19 protein-coding genes are annotated in these 18,779 nt (G+C 65.5%); 10 read left to right on the top strand and 9 right to left on the bottom strand.

The genetic code is table 11. The annotated features are described in order from the left end of the window. Nucleotides 1-307: 307 nt before the first annotated feature. Nucleotides 308-1,177, bottom strand: coding sequence for an alpha/beta hydrolase (locus AC56KZ_RS15485; protein ID WP_497163071.1), 870 nt, complete (start codon nucleotides 1,175-1,177; stop codon nucleotides 308-310). A 167-nt stretch (nucleotides 1,178-1,344) separates the two neighbouring features. On the opposite strand from AC56KZ_RS15485, the gene AC56KZ_RS15490 reads away from it, so the two are divergent. Beyond that, nucleotides 1,345-1,647: a YciI-like protein gene (locus tag AC56KZ_RS15490; RefSeq protein ID WP_497163072.1), complete on the top strand. Its 303-nt coding sequence runs from the start codon at nucleotides 1,345-1,347 to the stop codon at nucleotides 1,645-1,647. Nucleotides 1,648-1,674: 27 nt separating this feature from the next. Here AC56KZ_RS15490 and AC56KZ_RS15495 read toward each other — a convergent pair whose 3' ends face one another. After that, nucleotides 1,675-2,826 (bottom strand): SMP-30/gluconolactonase/LRE family protein, encoded by a 1,152-nt coding sequence (locus tag AC56KZ_RS15495; protein WP_497163073.1) that lies wholly within the window; start codon nucleotides 2,824-2,826, stop codon nucleotides 1,675-1,677. Nucleotides 2,827-3,008: 182 nt separating this feature from the next. Here AC56KZ_RS15495 and AC56KZ_RS15500 point away from each other — a divergent pair, with 182 nt between their 5' ends. The 3 genes from AC56KZ_RS15500 to pcp are packed head-to-tail and all read left to right on the top strand — an operon-like array spanning nucleotide 3,009 to nucleotide 5,349. After that, nucleotides 3,009-3,701, top strand: a complete 693-nt coding sequence (locus tag AC56KZ_RS15500; protein WP_497163074.1) for a DUF969 domain-containing protein — start codon at nucleotides 3,009-3,011, stop codon at nucleotides 3,699-3,701. After that, nucleotides 3,698-4,681, top strand: a complete 984-nt coding sequence (locus tag AC56KZ_RS15505) for a DUF979 domain-containing protein (RefSeq protein WP_497163075.1) — start codon at nucleotides 3,698-3,700, stop codon at nucleotides 4,679-4,681. The genes AC56KZ_RS15500 and AC56KZ_RS15505 overlap by 4 nt, the downstream gene beginning before the upstream one ends. Nucleotides 4,682-4,704: 23 nt before the next feature. Further along, nucleotides 4,705-5,349 carry a pyroglutamyl-peptidase I gene (gene pcp, locus AC56KZ_RS15510; protein WP_497163076.1) on the top strand — a complete coding sequence of 215 codons (645 nt, stop codon included), beginning with the start codon at nucleotides 4,705-4,707 and terminating at the stop codon, nucleotides 5,347-5,349. Here pcp and AC56KZ_RS15515 read toward each other — a convergent pair. From AC56KZ_RS15515 to AC56KZ_RS15525, 3 genes are read right to left on the bottom strand one after another with little or no spacing between them, the layout of a single operon-like run. Further along, a complete protein-coding gene (locus AC56KZ_RS15515) occupies nucleotides 5,346-6,248 on the bottom strand; it encodes a LysR family transcriptional regulator (RefSeq protein ID WP_497163077.1) in 903 nt (300 codons plus the stop codon). The genes pcp and AC56KZ_RS15515 overlap by 4 nt on opposite strands. Nucleotides 6,249-6,258: 10 nt before the next feature. Beyond that, nucleotides 6,259-7,176 (bottom strand): pseudouridine-5'-phosphate glycosidase, encoded by a 918-nt coding sequence (locus AC56KZ_RS15520; RefSeq protein WP_497163078.1) that lies wholly within the window; start codon nucleotides 7,174-7,176, stop codon nucleotides 6,259-6,261. Between the two features lie 11 nt (nucleotides 7,177-7,187). Then, nucleotides 7,188-8,285, bottom strand: a complete 1,098-nt coding sequence (locus AC56KZ_RS15525) for a carbohydrate kinase (RefSeq protein WP_497163079.1) — start codon at nucleotides 8,283-8,285, stop codon at nucleotides 7,188-7,190. Between the two features lie 292 nt (nucleotides 8,286-8,577). Here AC56KZ_RS15525 and xapA point away from each other — a divergent pair, with 292 nt between their 5' ends. The 6 genes from xapA to AC56KZ_RS15555 all read left to right on the top strand — a co-directional run bounded on the left by xapA (nucleotide 8,578) and on the right by AC56KZ_RS15555 (nucleotide 15,939). Continuing rightward, nucleotides 8,578-9,423, top strand: a complete 846-nt coding sequence (xapA, locus tag AC56KZ_RS15530; protein WP_497163080.1) for a xanthosine phosphorylase — start codon at nucleotides 8,578-8,580, stop codon at nucleotides 9,421-9,423. A 12-nt stretch (nucleotides 9,424-9,435) separates the two neighbouring features. Continuing rightward, nucleotides 9,436-10,629 (top strand): phosphopentomutase, encoded by a 1,194-nt coding sequence (locus AC56KZ_RS15535; RefSeq protein ID WP_497163081.1) that lies wholly within the window; start codon nucleotides 9,436-9,438, stop codon nucleotides 10,627-10,629. Next, nucleotides 10,626-11,582: a deoxyribose-phosphate aldolase gene (deoC, locus tag AC56KZ_RS15540; protein ID WP_497163082.1), complete on the top strand. Its 957-nt coding sequence runs from the start codon at nucleotides 10,626-10,628 to the stop codon at nucleotides 11,580-11,582. Before AC56KZ_RS15535 ends, deoC begins: the two co-directional genes overlap by 4 nt. A gap of 18 nt (nucleotides 11,583-11,600) precedes the next feature. After that, a complete protein-coding gene (locus tag AC56KZ_RS15545) occupies nucleotides 11,601-13,991 on the top strand; it encodes an aldehyde dehydrogenase family protein (RefSeq protein ID WP_497163083.1) in 2,391 nt (796 codons plus the stop codon). Nucleotides 13,992-14,203: 212 nt separating this feature from the next. After that, nucleotides 14,204-15,529, top strand: coding sequence for a thymidine phosphorylase (deoA, locus tag AC56KZ_RS15550; RefSeq protein WP_497163084.1), 1,326 nt, complete (start codon nucleotides 14,204-14,206; stop codon nucleotides 15,527-15,529). A gap of 5 nt (nucleotides 15,530-15,534) precedes the next feature. Then, complete coding sequence (locus AC56KZ_RS15555) at nucleotides 15,535-15,939, top strand: cytidine deaminase (RefSeq protein ID WP_497163085.1); 405 nt, start codon at nucleotides 15,535-15,537, stop codon at nucleotides 15,937-15,939. Between the two features lie 70 nt (nucleotides 15,940-16,009). Here AC56KZ_RS15555 and AC56KZ_RS15560 read toward each other — a convergent pair whose 3' ends face one another. The 4 genes from AC56KZ_RS15560 to AC56KZ_RS15575 form a co-directional block, all read right to left on the bottom strand. Next, a complete protein-coding gene (locus AC56KZ_RS15560) occupies nucleotides 16,010-16,771 on the bottom strand; it encodes a LytR/AlgR family response regulator transcription factor (protein ID WP_497163145.1) in 762 nt (253 codons plus the stop codon). Continuing rightward, entirely contained in the window at nucleotides 16,771-17,661 is an 891-nt protein-coding gene (locus AC56KZ_RS15565) for a sensor histidine kinase (protein ID WP_497163086.1), read from the bottom strand. Before AC56KZ_RS15565 ends, AC56KZ_RS15560 begins: the two co-directional genes overlap by 1 nt. Nucleotides 17,662-17,663: 2 nt before the next feature. Further along, nucleotides 17,664-17,915, bottom strand: a complete 252-nt coding sequence (locus AC56KZ_RS15570; RefSeq protein WP_497163087.1) for a hypothetical protein — start codon at nucleotides 17,913-17,915, stop codon at nucleotides 17,664-17,666. 89 nt (nucleotides 17,916-18,004) lie between these two features. Continuing rightward, nucleotides 18,005-18,598 carry a GNAT family N-acetyltransferase gene (locus tag AC56KZ_RS15575; protein ID WP_497163088.1) on the bottom strand — a complete coding sequence of 198 codons (594 nt, stop codon included), beginning with the start codon at nucleotides 18,596-18,598 and terminating at the stop codon, nucleotides 18,005-18,007. Nucleotides 18,599-18,779: the final 181 nt, after the last annotated feature.

The raw sequence follows: 18,779 nt of genomic DNA on the forward strand, positions 1-18,779 counted from the left end.
CAGCGTGCAGCCCGGGTGCAAAGCCTTGTCGATGCCGTGCGGATTGTGTCAGCCCGGGACATTTCATGCGGTTACCATTTGTATCGGAGCCCTTCCTTGGGCGGCGCTGCGTGCGCGGATGTCGCGATATCGCAACAGCAAACGCGCAATAACAAGTACCCGGCAGGGGGCAGCAATCGAGCGAATGGCCCACTTTGCTCAAGCTGCCAAATATGCATCACTCAAGGGATGCAAGGCAAATACGATTTTACTTGGCAATTTATTCTGTGGAAATATAAATGCTGACAAGCCTGGGCATTTTTTTCCATCAAGCCACAGTTTCGATCGCCTCCAGCGTCTTCAGGGCGGTGCTGAAGCGCATGGTGAGAAAGGCCGCGATACGGCACTGCGTCGCTGCCAGGTAGGGGATGGTGAAGTGGTCCGAGTCGGGGACGATCTCGTCGAGGATCAGGTTGCCGAGCTTTCCGCACAGCTGGTCGGTATGCGAATGCGGCACGATGTCGTCGAACTCGGCGCGCAGCACGTAAGTGGGCACCTTCAGCGAGGGCGCGTGCTTGATCGATTCGAAGCGGTGGCGCAGCATGTATTCGATCGGCATCGCGCGGAACCTGCGCTTGGCGATCGCCAGGATCGAATCGTAGGGCGTGATCAGCACCACCGAATGCGCCGGCCGTTCCCTTGCCACCTGCACCGCAACGCCGGAACCGAGGCTGCGGCCGACGATCGCGATGCGCTCCGCGTCGACCTGGCCAAGGCTGGCGAGCCAGTCGAAGTGGGCGCAGCCATCGTCGATCATCAGGGTTTCGGCAGGGTCTCCGTGGGAATTACCATAACCGCGGTAATTCATCGCCAGCACCGTCATGTTCGGGAACAGGTTGCCGGCGTCGCGCACGACCCACGACACTTCTTCGGAACGCCCGCCGAAATACAGCACCGCGGGCCGCGGTCCGGGCGTACGCGGCGTCATCAGCCAGCCGCAGAGGCGGGTGCCGTCTTTCGCGCGCAGGACGATCGGGCGGGTACGGTGGCCGCTGCTGCGCGGATTGGCCACTTCCGGAACGATGGTCGGATTGAACACCAGCCGGCGCTGGTTGGCGGCAATCGCAGCCGTCAGGCCCAGCCACAACACGCTGGCGAACCCCGCCATCCCTGCCGCCATTTTTTTCGAAGTGTTCATGGCCCGAGTCTAACTCGACAGTATGAAAAGTTCTGTGCGCCATGTCGCCATGCATTGCAGCATGAGTGTTGGTCGGTGGGACAGTATGCTTTTTGCTACATGGGCAGGGTCGACTGCCTGCTTCAGGTAAGATTGCCGCTCGATTGCCCATCCGACAAGGAACCCCCGTGCACTTCCTGCTGACCTACGATCTCGCCCCCGATTACCTCGAGCGCCGCGCCGAATTTCGCAATGAACACCTGAAGCTGGCGTGGGAAGCACAGCAACGTGGCGAGATGCTGCTGGCCGGCGCGCTCGATGAACCTGCCGACCGGGCACTGCTGGTGTTCAGTTGCGACAGCGCCGAGACGCCCCAGATGTTTGCGGCAAAAGACCCCTATGTGACAAACGGCCTGGTACGCGCCTTCCACGTGCGGCGCTGGAATACCGTTGTCGGCGACATGGCGGCGACTCCAGTGCGTCCGGACTAAACGCAAACCGTCCCGCTGATCCAGCCGTCAGCGCGGCACCAGTTTCAATACCAGGTGCTGGGTGGTCGCCACCAGCGTGCCGGCGCCGAGGACGGCAATGCCGCGCGGCGCGTTCAAGCCGCCGGGCAGGGGCCCGAGCACGTTGTTCTGGCTGCCCGCCACGCCGATCACGGTGCCGACTGCGCCATCGGTGCCGATGCGCCGGATGGTGCCGTTGCCGGTGTCGGCCACGAACAGGTTGCCGGCGCCGTCGATCGTCAGCCCGGCCGCCCGGCAGAAACGCGCGGCGCCGGCACGGCCATCGGCGCTGCCGCATTGTCCGGCCGCGCCGGCTAGGGTGCGCACCTCGCCCGATGGGGAAATTTCACGGATCGTGGAGTTGGCCGTATCGGCCACGTACAGCCAGCCGTCTTCATCGACCTCGATATCCTGCGGCTCGCAAAAGCGCGCGGCATTGCCGCGGCCGTCGCTGCTGCCGCAGGCGCCGGCCGTGCCGGCAATGGTGGTGACGTTGTTGGCGCGGTCGATGCGCCGGATGGTGTGGTTCAGGGTATCGGCCACGTACAGGTTGCCCTGGCGGTCGAGCGTGATGCCCTGGGGTGAGCAGAAGCGCGCCGCGCCCCCATTGCCATCGATGCTGCCGCACTGGCCGGTGCTGCCTGCCAGGGTGGTGACGGCGCCGGCGGCGCTGATCTGGCGGATCGTCGAGTTGCCGGTGTCGGTCAGGAACAGGTTGCCGCCGGCATCGACTTCGATGCGGGTCGGCGCGTTGAAGCGCGCCGCCGTGCCGGCGCCATCCTGGCTGCCGATGGCCCCGGTGCTGCCCGCGAGCGTGACGGCCACGCCCTGGGGCGAGACCTTGCGGATGGTGGCGCTGTTCTTTTCGGCGATATACAGGTTGCCGTCGGGCGCGGCGACGATGCCTTCGGGGCCGTCGAAACGGGCGTTTGAGCCGGAACCGTCCTGCGAGCCGCCGCATTGCGGGCACAAGCCGCCGGCGACCAGGAACACGCCGGTGTCAGGGGGCGGCTGGCCGGGGCCGGGGTCGTGCGGCCGGTCGTCATCGAAATCGGTATAGCCGAGGCCGACCGAGACGCCGCCGCCGCAGGCGGCCAGGGCGGCGCACAGCATGAGGGAAACAAACCGATGCACGGCTTGACGGAAAGTGGGCAGGGGCATGGCGTCTCCTTGTCGTTGCAGGCGAGCGTGGCGGTGTATCCGCCTTTATTTTATTGAGATTAATCATTGCCCGCATGTCGCGGTTGAGCGCGATCAAGCGTGTGCGGGGTGCGGTTTTGTTTCGCGTCTGCAAGCTCCCTCGGGTACACTTGCCCGGCTATTCAATCCGGGCAGGAGACCCCATGCAATCCGCTGTTAACCTGTGGCCGCTGCTGGGCGTGGCCGTCATCGCCGCCGGCTTCCTGCTGCGCGCCAATCCGGTGCTGGTCGTGGTTGCCGCCTGCGGCGTGACCGGCGCCGCCGCCGCCATGCCCTTCATCCATGTGCTCGAGTCGCTCGGCACCGCCTTCCTGAAAACCCGCAACCTGCCGCTGGTGCTGCTGCTGCCGCTGGCCGCGGTCGGCCTGCTCGAGCGCTTCGGCCTGAAAGAGCATGCGATGGCCAGCATCGCCAAATTCCGCGCGGCCACCAGCGGGCGCCTCTTGATCGTCTACCTGTTCCTGCGCGAGACCTCGGCCGCGGCCGGGCTTACCAGCCTGGGCGGGCATCCCTCGATGGTGCGCCCGCTGGTGGCGCCGCTTGCCGAAGGCGCTGCCGAGGCACGCAACGGCACAATTTCGGACGCGCTGCGCTACCGCATCCGGGCGATGGCGGCCGCCACCGACAATGTCGGCCTGTTCTTCGGCGAAGACATCTTTGTCGCCTTCGGGGCCATCGTGCTGATGCAGACCATCCTGCGCGCCGAAGGCATCGAAGTCGATCCGCTGCACATGGCGATGTGGGGCATTCCGACGGCGGTGTGCGCCTTCATCATCCACAGCTGGAATCTGCGCCGGCTCGATGTGGCGATTGCGCGCGAAGGGGAGGGCAAATGACGCCGCTGGCCACGCCCTCGTCGATCTTTTCGCTCGACTTGCTGTACCTGCTGGTGGGCGGTCTGCTGGCCTTTGTCGCGCTGCTGACCCTGCTGGACCGCGCTCACCCGCGCCGTATCACGTCCGGCCTGTTCTGGGGTCTGTACGCCGCGGTCTACCTGGCCGGGGACTTCATGGCCCCGGCGCTGGCCGGCGCCATCATGCTGGCGATGGCGCTGCTGGCCGGTTGCGGCCTCGTCAAACCGGGCAAGCACGGCACCCTCGATGAATCTGCGCGCCGTGCCAGCGCCGCCCGGCTCGGAAACCGGCTGTTCCTGCCGGCGCTGGTGATCCCGGTCGTCACCGTGCTCGGCGCCACCCTGCTGAAAGACGTGCAGATCGGTGAATTAGCCCTGTTCGACAAGGCGCACCTGACCCTGGCCAGCCTCGGCCTCGGATCGCTGCTGGCGATCGTCGCGGCCTGCTGGCTGACCCGCGCCACGCCCGTGCAAAGCCTGCGCGAAGCGCGGCGCCTGGTCGACGCCATGGGCTGGGCGGTGACGCTGCCGCACATGCTGGCCGTGCTTGGCCTGTTGTTTACCGAAGCGGGCGTCGGCAAGGCAGTGGCGGCGGTCACGACCACCTGGTTCGACGTTGATTCGCGCTTTACCGCCGTGGCGCTGTATTGCATCGGCATGGCGCTGTTCACCATCATCATGGGCAATGGCTTCGCCGCCTTTCCGGTGATTGCCAGCGGTATCGGGGTGCCGGTGTTGGTCGGGCAATACGATGCCAATCCGGCAGTGATGGCTGCCATTGGCATGTTCAGTGCGTATTGCGGCACATTAATGACACCGATGGCGGCGAACTTTAATATCGTCCCGGCGGCCTTGCTGGAGTTGCCTGACAAGAACGCCGTGATCAAGGCGCAAATTCCGACCGCGCTGCCGCTGCTGGCGGCAAACATCGTCCTCCTTTATTTCCTCATGAACTTTTCCTGAATTTTCCTAACCGAGCGATCGCCATGAAAAAAACTGTGCTGCTGACCGGATTCGAGCCCTTCAATGGCGCGACCATCAACCCGGCCTGGGAAGCGGTGCGCGCGCTCAAGGGCTGGAGCGGCACGGACTTTTTCGTCGAGGTGCTGCAGCTGCCCTGCGTATTCGGTTTCGCCAACCGCGTGCTGCGCGGCGCGATCGACGAAATCAAACCGGCCATCGTGATCTGCGTCGGCCAGGCCGGCGGGCGGGCCGACCTGACGCTCGAGCGGGTGGCGATCAATCTCGACGACGCCCCGATCCTCGACAATGACCGACAGCAGCCGGTCGATGCGCCCATCGTGGCGGGCGCACCGGCGGCGTATTTCGCGTCCCTGCCGGTGAAAGCCATCGTCGCCGCGATGCGCGAGCGCGGCTTGCAGGCCTCGGTATCGCAGACGGCCGGTACTTTTGTCTGCAACCACGTGTTTTACGGGCTGATGCACCATATCGAAGGCAGCGGGGCGCAGGGCGGCTTCATCCACGTGCCCTACCTGCCGGAGCAGGCGGCTGCTGTCGAGGGCGCGCCGTCGATGGCGCTGGCGCAGATTGTCGAAGGCTTGCGGGCGGCGGTGGAAACCGCGGTGCGCGGCGGGGATGATGTTGCGGTCGCCGGTGGCGCCACCCACTAATCGCCGTTCGGCTTCAAGATCTTCAAGAACGCGCGCACCACCGGCGCATCGTCCTGGCCGGTATAGGTAATGTACAGATTCGCCGACGGCGGATCGGTACGGATCGGCAGGAACACCACCCCCGGCCAGCCGATGCGGCTGGTCGTCTCGGGCATCAGGGCCACGCCCAGGCCGGCGCCCACCATCGCCAACAAGGTCTGCGGTTCGGCCGCTTCCTGGAAAATCGTCGGCTGGAAGCCGGCATTGATGCAGCACTGGACCAGGTAGCGCGGCTCGGCCGACTGATTCAAGTGCAGGGAGAGCATCGGTTCCTGGGCGATGTCGGACAGCTCGATCGCATCGCGTCCTGCCAGCGGGTGGTGCTTGTGCACGGCGACGCAGACGTTCTCGCGGAAGCACAGTTCCTGGCGCAGGTTGGCCGCCTTCAGTTCCTCGTCTTCCAGGCGCGGCTCGCGCCAGAAGCCGACGTCGATCTGTTTCGAACGCAGCGCTTCGAACTGCTGGTCGGGGCCGGATTCGTGCAGGGTCCAGGTCACGCGCGGGAATTCGGTCTGGAAGCGTTCCAGCAGGCTCGGGATCGGTCCCCACATGGCGGAACCGACGATGCCCACCCGCAGGCGTCCGACTTCGCCGCGGTCGATCTGGCGGATGGTGTCGATCGTCATGCGCATGCGCCCCAGCATGTCCGACGCTTCCACCATCAGCGCCTTGCCGGCCACGGTCAGCTCGAAACTGCGCGTGGTGCGCGCGAACAGGCGCACGCCGAGTTCCGATTCCAGTTTCATGATCTGCTGGGACAGCGGCGGCTGCGAAATGTGCAGGCGCTCGGCGGCGCGGCTGAAGCTTTTTTCCTCGGCCACGGCCAGGAAGTATTTCAGCTGTTTCAGGTCGATCGACATGGCATGCGCTTCAGGCGGCGTGTGAGTTCAGGGCCACGGCCAGGCGCGAACCCACCAGGGCGTTGTGCTTGACCAGCGCGATGTTGGTCGCCAGGCTGCGCCCGCCGGTCAGCTCCTTGATGCGCGCCAGCAGGAAGGGCGTGACCCGCTTGCCGGTCACGCCCTGCTGCTGCGCCTCGCCCAGCGCCTGCGCGGTGATGCGGTCGATCTCGTCACGCGGCATGGCTGCTCCCTCCGGCACCGGATTGGCGAGCACGACCCCGCCGGCCATGCCGAGCTGCCACTTGGTGCGGATGAAGTTCGCCTGTTGTTCAGCGGAGTCGAGCTGGAAGTCGGCCGTAAAACCGCTGTCGCGGGTGAAAAAGGCGGGGAAGCCGGCCTGGCCGACGCTCACCGTCGGCACGCCCAGGGTTTCCAGGTATTCCAGCGTCAGGCCGATGTCCAGGATCGATTTCACGCCGGCGCAGACCACCGCCACGCTGGTGCGCGCCAGTTCCTGCAGGTCGGCCGAGATGTCGAAACTGGTCTCGGCGCCGCGGTGCACGCCGCCGATGCCGCCGGTGACGAACACCTCGATGCCGGCCAGCTGCGCGCAAATCATCGTCGCCGCCACCGTGGTCGCGCCCAGCAGGCGCTGCGACAGCACATAAGCCAGGTCGCGCCGGCTCACCTTGATCGCGTCCGGGGCGGTGCCGAGCTGCTCGAGCTGCTCGTTCGACAAGCCGATGCAGATCTTGCCGTCCATGATGGCGATCGTGGCCGGCACTGCGCCCGCGTCGCGGATGATCTGCTCGACTTCGCGCGCGGTCTGGACGTTCTGCGGGTAGGGCATGCCGTGCGAGATGATGGTCGATTCGAGGGCGACGATCGGCAGCCCGGCGTTGCGGGCGGCGGCGACTTCGGGGGAGAACAGCAGGAACGAATGCATGGTGTGGTCAATCAGACGTGGGTGAGGGCGCCGAAGGTGTCCGGCGCCAGTTGCGGGCAAACTGTTTCGCTGCAGGCGAGCGTCATGGCTGCGAGGCGCAGGCCGCGCCGGCAGGCCAGCGCCAGGTCGTTGCCGCCGCCATGCAGCGACAGGCAGACCGCGGCGGCAAAGGCGTCGCCGGCGCCGGTAACGTCGACCACGGTCGCCGCCGGCGCCGCCAGGTGCTCGACGCCGCCGGGGCAGGTAAACAGCACGCCGCGCGCACCCAGGGTGACGATGACGTCTTCGGCGCCCTGTTCTTGCAGCGCGCGGCAGGCTGCGGCCAGCGCCGCATCGTCTTTCAGGGCGCGCCCGACACGCGCCGCCAGTTCGCCCGCGTTCAGGATCAGCAGGCGCACGCCGTTGAGCGACGGCGGCAGCCGGTTCATCTTCGGCTCCGACACCGCGACGATGACCAGCGAAATGCTGTCGAGCGCAGCGTCGCGCTGCAGCGTGGCGATGGCTTCCATCGGCAGATTCAGGTCGGCCACGATGAGGGAGGCGCCGGCGCGCTGCTGCTGGCGCATGGCGAGGAAGGACGGGGTGATGCGGTCGTAGAGCGCCATGTCGGCCAGCGCCACCACCATCTGGCCGTCGGCGTCCAGTACCGCGGTGTAGGTGCCGCTGCCGGCGTCGTCCAGCCTCAACGCGCCGCGGGTGTCGATGCCGACGCTCTCCGCCTGAGCGAGCAGGGCGCGCCCCGACGCGTCGTTGCCGACCGCCGTTACCAGCGCCACCTGGGCGCCCATGCGCGCCAGGTTCTCGGCAATGTTGCGGGCGACTCCGCCGCAGGACTCGGTGCCGCATGCCGGGTTCGAACTGCCCATCGCCAGCGGTCCGCTTGCCCTCAGCTTGCGGTCGATATTCGCCGCTCCCACGCATAGGATTGGCCGGCCGTCGGGCAGCACGTAGGCGCGTCCCAGCAGGCGGCGTTCGCGCACGAGCGTGGCGATATAGCCTGCCACCGCCGAGCGCGAGAGGCCGAGTTCGGCGGCGAGATCCTGCTGCGCAATGAAGGGATTGGCGCGAATCAGCTCGTACAACTGTTCTTTTTTCGAGAGTTCAGTCACAAGTGGAGGCTTTATTAAACAACTGTTTTTAATTATAGACAAATGTTTAGTTGCCATCAACACATTTGTCGGCTTTATCAGATTGTAACTTTCTGCCTGGCAGGTGCGAGACTTAATTTACCGCCATTTATTTGATTGCCGTATAAATAGGCAAGTGAAATGGTATTTGCCATACATATCCGGGATAATGCATAGTTATAAGAATCGTAGTCATCAGATTATTTGGTGCTCCCTCCGCACGCCTGCCTCGTCACCCATCATTCATCGTTCAGATTCAACAGAAGGAAACCCCATGTCCAGCAATACCCCATTCGAAGCCGCCGACCTCATCCGCGCCCGTAAACCTGGCTTCGCGCCGCGTGTGGCGATGATCCTCGGTTCCGGGCTTGGCGTATTGGCCGAACAGATGACGGATGCGGTCTCGATCAGCTACAGCGAACTGCCCGGTTTCCCGATCAGCACCGTGCACGGCCACGCGGGCGAGCTGGTGCTCGGTACCTTGGCTGGCGTGCCGGTCGTGTGCATGAAGGGCCGTGGCCACTTCTATGAAGGCTATGGCGCCAACGTGATGACCTCCGCCGTGCGCACCTTCAAGCTGCTCGGCTGCGAGATGCTGCTGGTGACCAACGCCGCCGGTTCGCTGCGCGCCGAAGTCGACGCCGGCAGCGTCGTCGTCCTGAATGACCACATCAACATGCTGCCGGGCAGCCCGATGGCCGGCCCGAACGACGAGCGCTTCGGCCCGCGTTTCTTCAGCATGGCCAATGCGTATGACGCCGAACTGCGCGACCTGGTGAAGGCGACCGCCGCGGATAAAGGCATCACCGTCGCCGAAGGCGTGTATCTGGCCGCGCCGGGTCCGAACTTCGAGACCCCTGCGGAAATCCGCGCCTTCCGCGCGCTCGGCGCCGATGTCGTCGGCATGTCGGTGGTGCCGGAAGTGATCTCGGCGCGCCACTGCGGCCTGAAAGTGGTGGGTATTTCCGCGATCACCAACCTGGCCGAAGGCCTGTCGCCGTTCGCGCTGTCGCACGAGCAGACCCTGAAGTACGCGGCGGTTGCCGCCAAGGACCTGGTCACCCTGATCCACTCGTTCACCGAGCGCCTGGGTGCCATCCCACGCACCGCAGCGCAATAATCGAGGACCTCCATGTCACGCGCATTCATCCTCCTGCTTGACTCCTTCGGCCTGGGCGCGCTGCCCGATGCCGAGCAATACGGCGACACGGGCGCCAACACTTTCGGCCACATCGCCGCATGGGCCGCGAAAGAGGGCAAGCCGATGTCGCTGCCCAACCTCGAGCGCCTGGGGCTGGCCGCTGCCGCCCACAAGGCCAGCGGCGAATGGGCCGCCGGCTTCACCCTGCGCGACGGCTTTACCGGCGCCTGGGGCGCGGCGCGCGAACAGTCGACCGGCAAGGACACGCAGAGCGGCCACTGGGAAATCGCCGGCGTGCCGGTGCTGTTCGACTGGGGTTATTTTCCGAAGACGGTGCCCTCGTTCCCGCAAGAGCTGACCGATAAACTGCAGGAGCTGACCGGCGTTCCCGGCTGGCTCGGCAACTGCCATGCCTCGGGCACCACCATCATCGACGAGCTTGGCGACGAGCACGTCGCGAGCGGCAAGCCGATCCTCTACACCTCGGCCGACTCGGTGCTGCAGATCGCCGCGCACGAAGAGCACTTCGGCCTGGAGCGCTTGTACGAAGTCTGCGAAGCGGCCTACGAACTGGTCAAGCCCTACAACATCGGCCGCGTGATCGCGCGTCCTTTCCTGGGCGAGAACGGCAAGTACAAGCGCACCTCGAACCGCCACGACTATGCCGTGCCGCCGACCGCGCCGACGCTGCTCGACCACGTCAAGAACGAGGGCGGCGAAGTGATCGCGCTCGGCAAAATCAGCGACATCTTCGCCGCGCAAGGCGTGACCCGCCTGATCAAGGGCGTCGACAACATGGCGCTGTTCGACCGCCTGCTGGAAGTGGCTGATGAAGCGCCCGAAAAATCGCTCAGTTTCGTGAATTTTGTTGACTTCGACATGCACTTCGGCCACCGCCGCGACGTCGCCGGTTATTCGAACGCGCTGCACGAACTCGACGCGCGCCTGCCCGAATTCATCGCGAAACTGAAAGACGGCGACCTGTGCGTCATCACCGCCGACCATGGCTGCGACCCGACCGCGCCGGGCTCGGACCACACGCGCGAACACATCCCGATGATCTTCTTCGGCCCGAACGTCAAACCGCAAGCGCTGCCGATCGCGGACACTTTTTCCAGCATCGGCGCCACGCTTGCCAAGCACCTCGGCGTCAAACCCCTTTCCAACGGAACCGCACTGCTATGACCCAGAACCTGGACTTCAAACGTAACACCGCCGTCGGCCTCGACCTCGGCTGGGTGAACAGTATCAAGGTCAACCGCAATGCGGCCGACCGCCGCGCCGCCAGCCTGGCGAACCGCCGCACGGTGAAAAAGGAATACCAGGCCGCCTGGCTGATCCGCGCCGTGCAGTGCATGGACCTGACCACCCTCGGCGGCGACGATACCCCGGGCCGCGTCGAGCGCCTGTGCATGAAGGCGATGCGCCCGCTGCGCGCCGACCTGATGCAGGCACTCGGCATCGAATCGCTTACCACCGGCGCCGTCTGCGTGTATCACGAAATGATCGGTCCGGCCGTCAAGGTACTGCAGGGCCGCTTGCCGATCGCCGCCGTGTCGACCGCCTTCCCGGCGGGCCTGTCGAGTTTCGAGACCAAGATCCGCGAAATCGAGTTGAGCGTCGCCGCCGGCGCCACCGAGATCGACATCGTCATCACGCGCCAGCACGTCCTGATGGGCAACTGGCAGGCACTGTACGACGAGATGGTCGCCTACCGCAACGCCTGCGGCGAGGCCCACGTGAAAGCCATCCTCGCCACAGGCGACCTGGTCACGCTCGACAACGTGGCCAAAGCCTCGTGGGTCTGCATGATGGCCGGCGCCGACTTCATCAAGACCTCGACCGGCAAGGAAGGCGTGAATGCCACGATTCCGGTATCGCTGGTGATGGTGCGTGCGATCCGCGAATACTACGAGCAGACCGGCTTCCAGGTCGGCTACAAGCCGGCCGGCGGCGTGTCGACCGCGAAGTCGGCGCTGCAGTACCTGACCGTCATGAAGGAAGAGCTGGGCAACGACTGGCTGCAGCCGCACCTGTTCCGCATCGGCGCCTCGAGCCTGATGACCGACATCGAGCGCCAGCTCGAGCACTACGTGACCGGCGCCTATTCGGCCGCACATCGCCACGCGCAACCTTAAATACCGAACGGATTCGTCATGCCAACTATTAACGAGATTTTGCAAACTATGGACTACGGCCCCGCACCTGAAAGCACCAAAGAAGCACAGGCGTGGCTGGACCAGCATGGACGCCGCTTCGGCCTCTTCATCGACAACGAATGGGTCGATGGCGGCGAGACCTTCGCCACCAACAACCCGGCCGACGGCACGGAACTGGCCCAGGTCGCCCAGGCTTCGAACGACGACGTCGAGCGTGCCGTCGCTGCCGCCCGCCGCGCGCAGCCGGGCTGGGTCGCGATGGGCGGCCACGGCCGCGCGAAAGTCATGTACGCGATCGCGCGCCTGCTGCAGCGCCACGCACGCCTGTTCGCCGTGCTGGAAACGCTGGACAACGGCAAGACCATTCGCGAAACCCGCGACGCCGACCTGCCCCTGTCCGCGCGCCATTTTTATCACCACGCCGGCTGGGCCCAGCTGCAATCGGAAGAATTCGCCGACTACCGCGCCGTGGGCGTGGTGGGCCAGATCGTTCCCTGGAACTTCCCGGTGCTGATGCTGGCATGGAAAATAGCGCCGGCGCTGGCCGCCGGTAACACCATCGTCTTCAAGCCGGCCGAGTACACCTCGCTGACCGCGCTGCTGTTCGCCGAGATCTGCCAGCAGGCCGGTGTGCCGGCGGGCGTGGTCAACATCGTCACCGGCGACGGCCGCGTCGGCGAAGCCATCGTCAACCATCCGGGCATCGACAAGATCGCGTTCACCGGCTCGACCGAAGTCGGCCGCCTGATCCGCAAGAGCACCGCCGGCAGCGGCAAGAAGCTTTCGCTGGAACTGGGCGGCAAATCGCCCTTCATCGTGTTCGACGATGCCGACCTCGATGCGGCTGTCGAAGGCCTGGTCGATTCGATCTGGTTCAACCAGGGCCAGGTCTGCTGCGCCGGCTCGCGCCTGCTGGTGCAGGAATCGGTCTACGACCGCTTCATCGCCAAGGTCAAAACCCGCATGCAGAACCTGCGCGTCGGCTCGCCGCTGGACAAATCGAACGACATCGGCGCGCTGGTCGATCCGGTGCAGCAGCAGCGCATCCATGGCCTGGTGGAAGCCGCCCGTGCAGAGGGTTGCGAAATCTGGCAGCCGGCCTGCGAAGCACCGCTGGCTGGCTCGTGGTACCTGCCGACCCTGATCACCGGCGCCTCCACCTCGGCTGCGGTGGCCCAGACCGAAATCTTCGGCCCGGTGCTGGTCGCGATGAGCTTCCGCACCCCGGGCGAAGCGGTGCAGCTGGCGAACAACACCGTCTACGGCCTGGCCGCCTGCGTGTGGTCGGAATCGATCTCGCTGGCGCTGGACGTGGCGCCGCAGATCAAGGCCGGCGTGGTGTGGATCAACACCGCCAACCAGTTCGACGCGGCCTGCGGGTTCGGCGGCTACAAGGAATCGGGCTTCGGACGCGAAGGCGGCAAGGAAGGCATGTACGAATACCTGACGCCGCTGTCGGAAGATGCACGCCCGGCCGCGCCAATGCTGGCCGCGAGCGGCTCGGCCCTGACGGAAGTGCGCCAGGCCTCGAGCGGCAACCCGTTCGCCGTCGACCGCACCGCCAAGCTCTACATCGGCGGCAAGCAGGCCCGCCCCGACGGCGCCTACAGCCGCGCGATCAAGGGCGCGGATGGCGCCTTCCTGGCCGATATCGGCGAAGGCAACCGCAAGGACATCCGCAACGCCGTGGAAGCGGCCCATAAAGCGGCCGGCTGGTCGAAAGCCACTGCCCACAACCGCGCCCAGGTGCTGTACTACATCGCCGAAAACCTGGCGATCCGCGCCGAGGAATTCGCCGCGCGCCTGGCCAGTATGACCGGCGTGCGCGATCCGCAACGCGAAGTGGCGGCATCGATCGAGCGCCTGTTCTACTGGGCCGCCTGGGCCGACAAATACGACGGCCAGGCCCACCAGCCGCCGATGCACGGCATCACCGTCGCCCTGAACGAGCCGGTCGGCGTGATCGGCGTCATCTGCCCGAACGAGAACCCGCTGCTGGGCTTCATTTCGCTGGTGGCGCCGGCGCTGGCGCTGGGCAACCGCGTCGTCGCGGTGCCGTCCGAAGCCCATCCGCTGGCCGCGCTCGACCTGTACCAGGTGCTCGATACCTCCGACCTGCCGGGCGGCGCACTGAATATCGTCACCGGTTCGGCCGACGAGCTGGCGCGTACCCTGGCTACCCACGGCGACGTCGATGCGCTGTGGCGCCACGACGGTTCGCTTGAGGGCTGCGCCGAAGTCGAGCGCCTGTCGAGCGAGACCCTGAAGCGTACCTGGGTCGGCGGCGGCAAGGGCCGCGACTGGTTCGATGCCAAGCAGGCGTGTGGCCGAGTGGTGCTGCAGCATGCCAGCCAGGTGAAAAACGTATGGATCCCATACGGCGTCTGATTAAGTAAATAAGGCGGTCACGTTCGGCAAGTGACCGGTAGGGTGGGCGGGTCTCCCGCTCACGCGTCGATAGTTGGCATATGGCGGTTCGATCACGATATCGGAGCCGATAACTATCACCGCGTGGGCAGCAGAGCTGCCCACCCTACGTCGTTTTTCAGCGAGATCGATATGGTCGCGCTCAACACTGATCAAAAAGAGAGGCGAACATCATGTTCCTCCCCCAAGAAATCATCCGCAAAAAGCGCGATGGCGGCGTCCTGAGCGCCGAGGAAATCCAGTTTTTCGTCCGCGGCATTCCCGGCGGTGAAGTCACCGAAGGCCAGATCGCGGCCTTTGCGATGGCCGTCTATTTCAAGGACATGAACATGGACGAGCGCGTCGCCTTTACGCTGGCGATGCGCGACTCCGGCCAGGTGCTGGAATGGACATCGCTGGACCTGCCGGGGCCCGTGGTAGACAAGCATTCGACCGGCGGCGTCGGCGACGTCGTCTCCCTGATGCTCGGGCCGATGATCGCCGCCTGCGGCGGCTTCGTGCCGATGATCTCGGGCCGCGGCCTGGGCCACACCGGCGGTACGCTCGACAAGTTCGATTCGATCCCGGGCTACAGCACCGTGCCCGATCCGGAACTGTTCCGCCGCATCGTCAAGGACGTCGGCGTCGCCATCATCGGCCAGACCGCGCAGCTGGCGCCGGCCGACAAACGTTTCTACAGCATCCGTGACACCACCGCGACCGTCGAATCGGTGGCGATGATCACCGGCTCGATCTTGTCGAAGAAGCTGTCGGCCGGCCTGGACGCGCTGGTGATGGACGTGAAAGTGGGCAGCGGCGCCTTCATGCCGAGCTACGAGAAATCGGTCGAACTGGCCGAGAGCATCGTCAGCGTGGGAACAGGCGCCGGCACCCGTACCTCGGCCATCCTGACCGGCATGGACGAGTCGCTCTGCCATGCGGCCGGCAACGCCGTCGAAGTGCGCGTCGCCATCGACTATTTAACGGGTAAATCGCGCCCGGCACGTTTGCACGAAGTGACGATGGCGCTGTGCGCCGAGATGCTCGTCATCTCCGGCCTGGCTGCGAACGACGCCGAAGCACGCGTCAAGCTGCAAGCCGCCCTCGATTCCGGTGAAGCCGCCGAGCGCTTCGCGCGCATGGTGGCGGCACTGGGCGGCCCGGCCGGCCTGATGGACAAGCCGGACGCCTACCTGGAGACCGCGCCCGTCATCGTGCCCGTGCCAAGCGTGCAGGAAGGCTTCGTGGGCAAGGTCGACACCCGTGGCCTCGGCCTGGCCGTCGTCGCGCTGGGCGGTGGCCGCGTGCGTCCGCAGGATGCGATCGACTTCGCCGTCGGCCTGACCGGCCTGGTGGAACTGGGCGACCGGATCGAAGCCGGCCAGCCGCTGGCGATGGTCCATGCGCGCACGCTGGAGGCAGCCGAGCAGGCCGTGCGCCAGGTGCAGGCGGCCTACCATGTCGGCCTGGCAAAGCCGGCAGCCCAGCCAATGATCCACCGCACCATCCGCCCGGAGTGAAGAGTATGAGCTACGAAAAACTGATCGATGAGGCGCGCGCCGCGCGAGAACTGGCCTACACGCCGTATTCGAAATTCCAGGTCGGCGCCGCCCTCGAGTGCAAGGACGGCCGCATCTTCCGCGGCTGTAACGTCGAAAACGCCTCTTACGGCCTGACCAACTGCGCCGAACGCACCGCCTTCTTCTCGGCGATTGCCGCCGGCTACAAGCCGGGCGACTTTACCGCACTGGCCGTGATCGGCCAGACCGACGGCCCGATCGCTCCCTGCGGCGCCTGCCGCCAGGTCGTCCTGGAACTCGGCGGCAACGAGCTGCCGGTGATCTTAACCAACCTGCAGGGCGATATCCACGAAACCACGGCGGCTGGCCAGCTGCCGAATGCGTTTGGCGGGGCGAACCTGAACACGTAATCGTTGCCGTAAAAATGAAAAAGCGCTGTCCACGTTGAATCGTGGCAGCGCTTTTTTGTCTGGCTTCCGATTACATCTGCTGGAACAGGTGAGAGTGGTTGCGGCTCACCTCGAGTTCGCCGGGATAATTGCGCACCTTGAGCATCTGGCGTCCCCGAATGTCGCGCGCGACTTCGGCGATGGCGTCCACCCGCACCAGGGTCGAGCGGTGGATGCGCCAGAATTCATCGGGGTCGAGCTCGTCGGCCAGTTCCTTGAGCGTCTTGCGGATCAGGAGTTCCGCCGTGGCGGTTTGCACGCGCGTGTATTTTTCGTCGGACTGGAAAAACAGGATTTCGCGCGTGCTCACCATGCGCAGGCTGCCGCCGACCTGGGCCTGGATCCAGCGCAGGTAGTTGGGCTTCGGCGGAGTGCCTTGCTGCAGCAGGCTGCCCAGTTGCGCGAGCTGGGCGCCGATGTCCTGGGGCGCCTGCGGTAGCCGTGCGCGCAGGCGCTCGCAGGTGGTGGCCAGGCGTTCCGCGGTGACGGGTTTGAGCAGGTAGTCGATGGCGCCGCCCTCGAAGGCGTCGACTGCGTACTGGTCGTAAGCGGTGGCGAACACGATGTGGCAGCGGTTGTAGAGCTGGCGCGCGGCCTCGATGCCGCCCATGCCGGGCATGCGGATGTCGAGGAAGGCGATCTGCGGCTTGTAGCGCGCGGCCAGTTCCACTGCCTCGATGCCGTTCGAGGCCATCGCCACCACCTCCAGCGCAGGCCAGACTTCGGCCAGGCGGGCGCGTAGCTGCTCGCGCATCGCCTCTTCGTCGTCGGCGATCAAGGCGGTAACTGGCATCACGCACCCTCCATCATCTGGTAAGGAATGCGCACCGACGCGCAGGCGCCGCCGCCGGGTGGCGCTTCGATCACCAGCTCCGCCCGGGCGCCATACAGCAGTTGCAGGCGCTCGCGGATGTTGGCCAGGCCGACGCCTTCGTCTGCATGCAGGTCGATGCCGGCGCCGTCGTCGCAGACGTCGACGATCAGCGTGGCGCCGTCGACACGGGCCCTGACCGTGATGGTGCCGCCTTCGATCTTCGGTTCCAGTCCGTGCTTGATGGCGTTTTCGATCAGGGTCTGCAGCATCATCGGCGGGAAGGGCGAGCTGCCGAGGAAGTCCGGCACTTCGAAGCGCACCTGGAGCCGTTCTTTCATCCGCGCCTGCATGATGGCGAGATAGGCGCGCGACAGTTCGAGCTGCTTGCCGAGCGTGGCGCCGCCGCTCGAGCGCATCTGCGGCAGGGTCGACCTCAGGTAGGCGATCAGGTGGGTATGCACCCTGGCCGCTTCAGGCGGGTCGGTTTCGATCAGGCGGCCGATCAGGGCCAGCGTGTTGAACAGGAAGTGCGGCTCGACCTGCGCCTGCAGCGCGGCCATTTGCGCTTCGGTCAGGCGCCGCTCGAGGTTGGCGACGTCGGCCTTCAGGGTGGCGTCGCGCGCCACCAGCTCGGCGCGGCGCTTGCCGCCGGCAGCTACCTTGATCCCGAACGACACCAGGATGTACCAGAATGCCGGCTCGGGCGTATTCACGATCGCGAAGAAGACGAACACCAGCAGCCAGGTAATGGCCAGCTGGCGCCACTCGACGACGGCAAGCCAGTCGAAGAAGGCCCAGCCGAGCTTGGCGGCTTCCTTGAAGGCTTCACGCATGAAGTCGATGGTCCGGTTGATCTGGCTTGCCTGCACGTTCAGTCTCCGAGCGGGGTGGTCTTGTCTTTGTTAATCGCCAGCAGCGCGTACTTGATGGCAAGGAAAATGGCGAACAGCGTCAGGGCCAGCGGGATGACGGTGATCGCGCAGGCCACGATGACGGCGGCAAGCAGCAGGGCCGGCCATGGCAGCGCCGAGAAGGTGCGCAGGCCGCCGCGCAGGGTGTGCATGCAAGCCTGGGCGGCATTTTCGAGTTCGGCGGCAAAGGTCTGGAAAGTCGTGGTTTTCATGCGTGTGCTCCTCGGGGGTGGTGAGTCGATGGAGTCACTTTAGCCCTGTTGGGCAGCCGGCGCGCGCCTGCTGCGACGAAGCGCGCGTTTCATGGGCTCACCGGTAGCGCCGGGCGACGAACGGAAGCCGTGCGGTCCTCCCAGTAACGCTTGAGCAGGCCGTAGAACTCGGTGTCCGCCGTTTCGCCGTGCACGATCCAGCGTTCGGGCATGAAACCTTCGCGCCGGAACGCGAGCTTTTCCAGCACCTGGCGCGATCCGGCATTGCGCGGGTCGATGTCGGCCTCGATCCGGTTCATGCCCAGCGCACCGAAAGCATGATCGAGCACCGGCCCGAGCGCTTCGGTCGCATAACCCTGGCCCCAGTGCCTGCTGCCGAGTACATAGCCGAGGTCGCAGCGGCGGTTGCTGCGGTCGAAGGCGAACAGGCTCGCAACGCCGACGAGCTCGCCGCTGGCCTTTGCCACGATACCGTAACGCAGTCCGCTGGCATCGGCATAGCCGGCGGCGGCGGCTGCCAGCATTTCCTCGGCCTGCGACATCTCGGTCCAGGCGCTGCGCGACCAGTAGCGTACGACCTCGGGATCGGAAAAAATCGCGAACAGGGCAGGGCCATCGCCGTCCGCCAATGGACGCAGAATCAGGCGTTCAGTGTGCAGGACGGGCGGCAGTGGTTCGGGCATGTCGTTCTCCGGTCAGAGCAGGGTCGTCTACCCCGCATGGCTGAGTTTGCGTTAGATCAAAGGTGTCGCCATTCTTGTACTGGACGTTCGTCCAGTGCTTTAGCATTGTCCTGTTATCGCCGGCGAATGGGCATATACGCAAAATGATATGACGGCATCACGGCGTGCGTTTATATTACCG

Source organism: Telluria sp. LT2P34 (assembly GCF_059685915.1).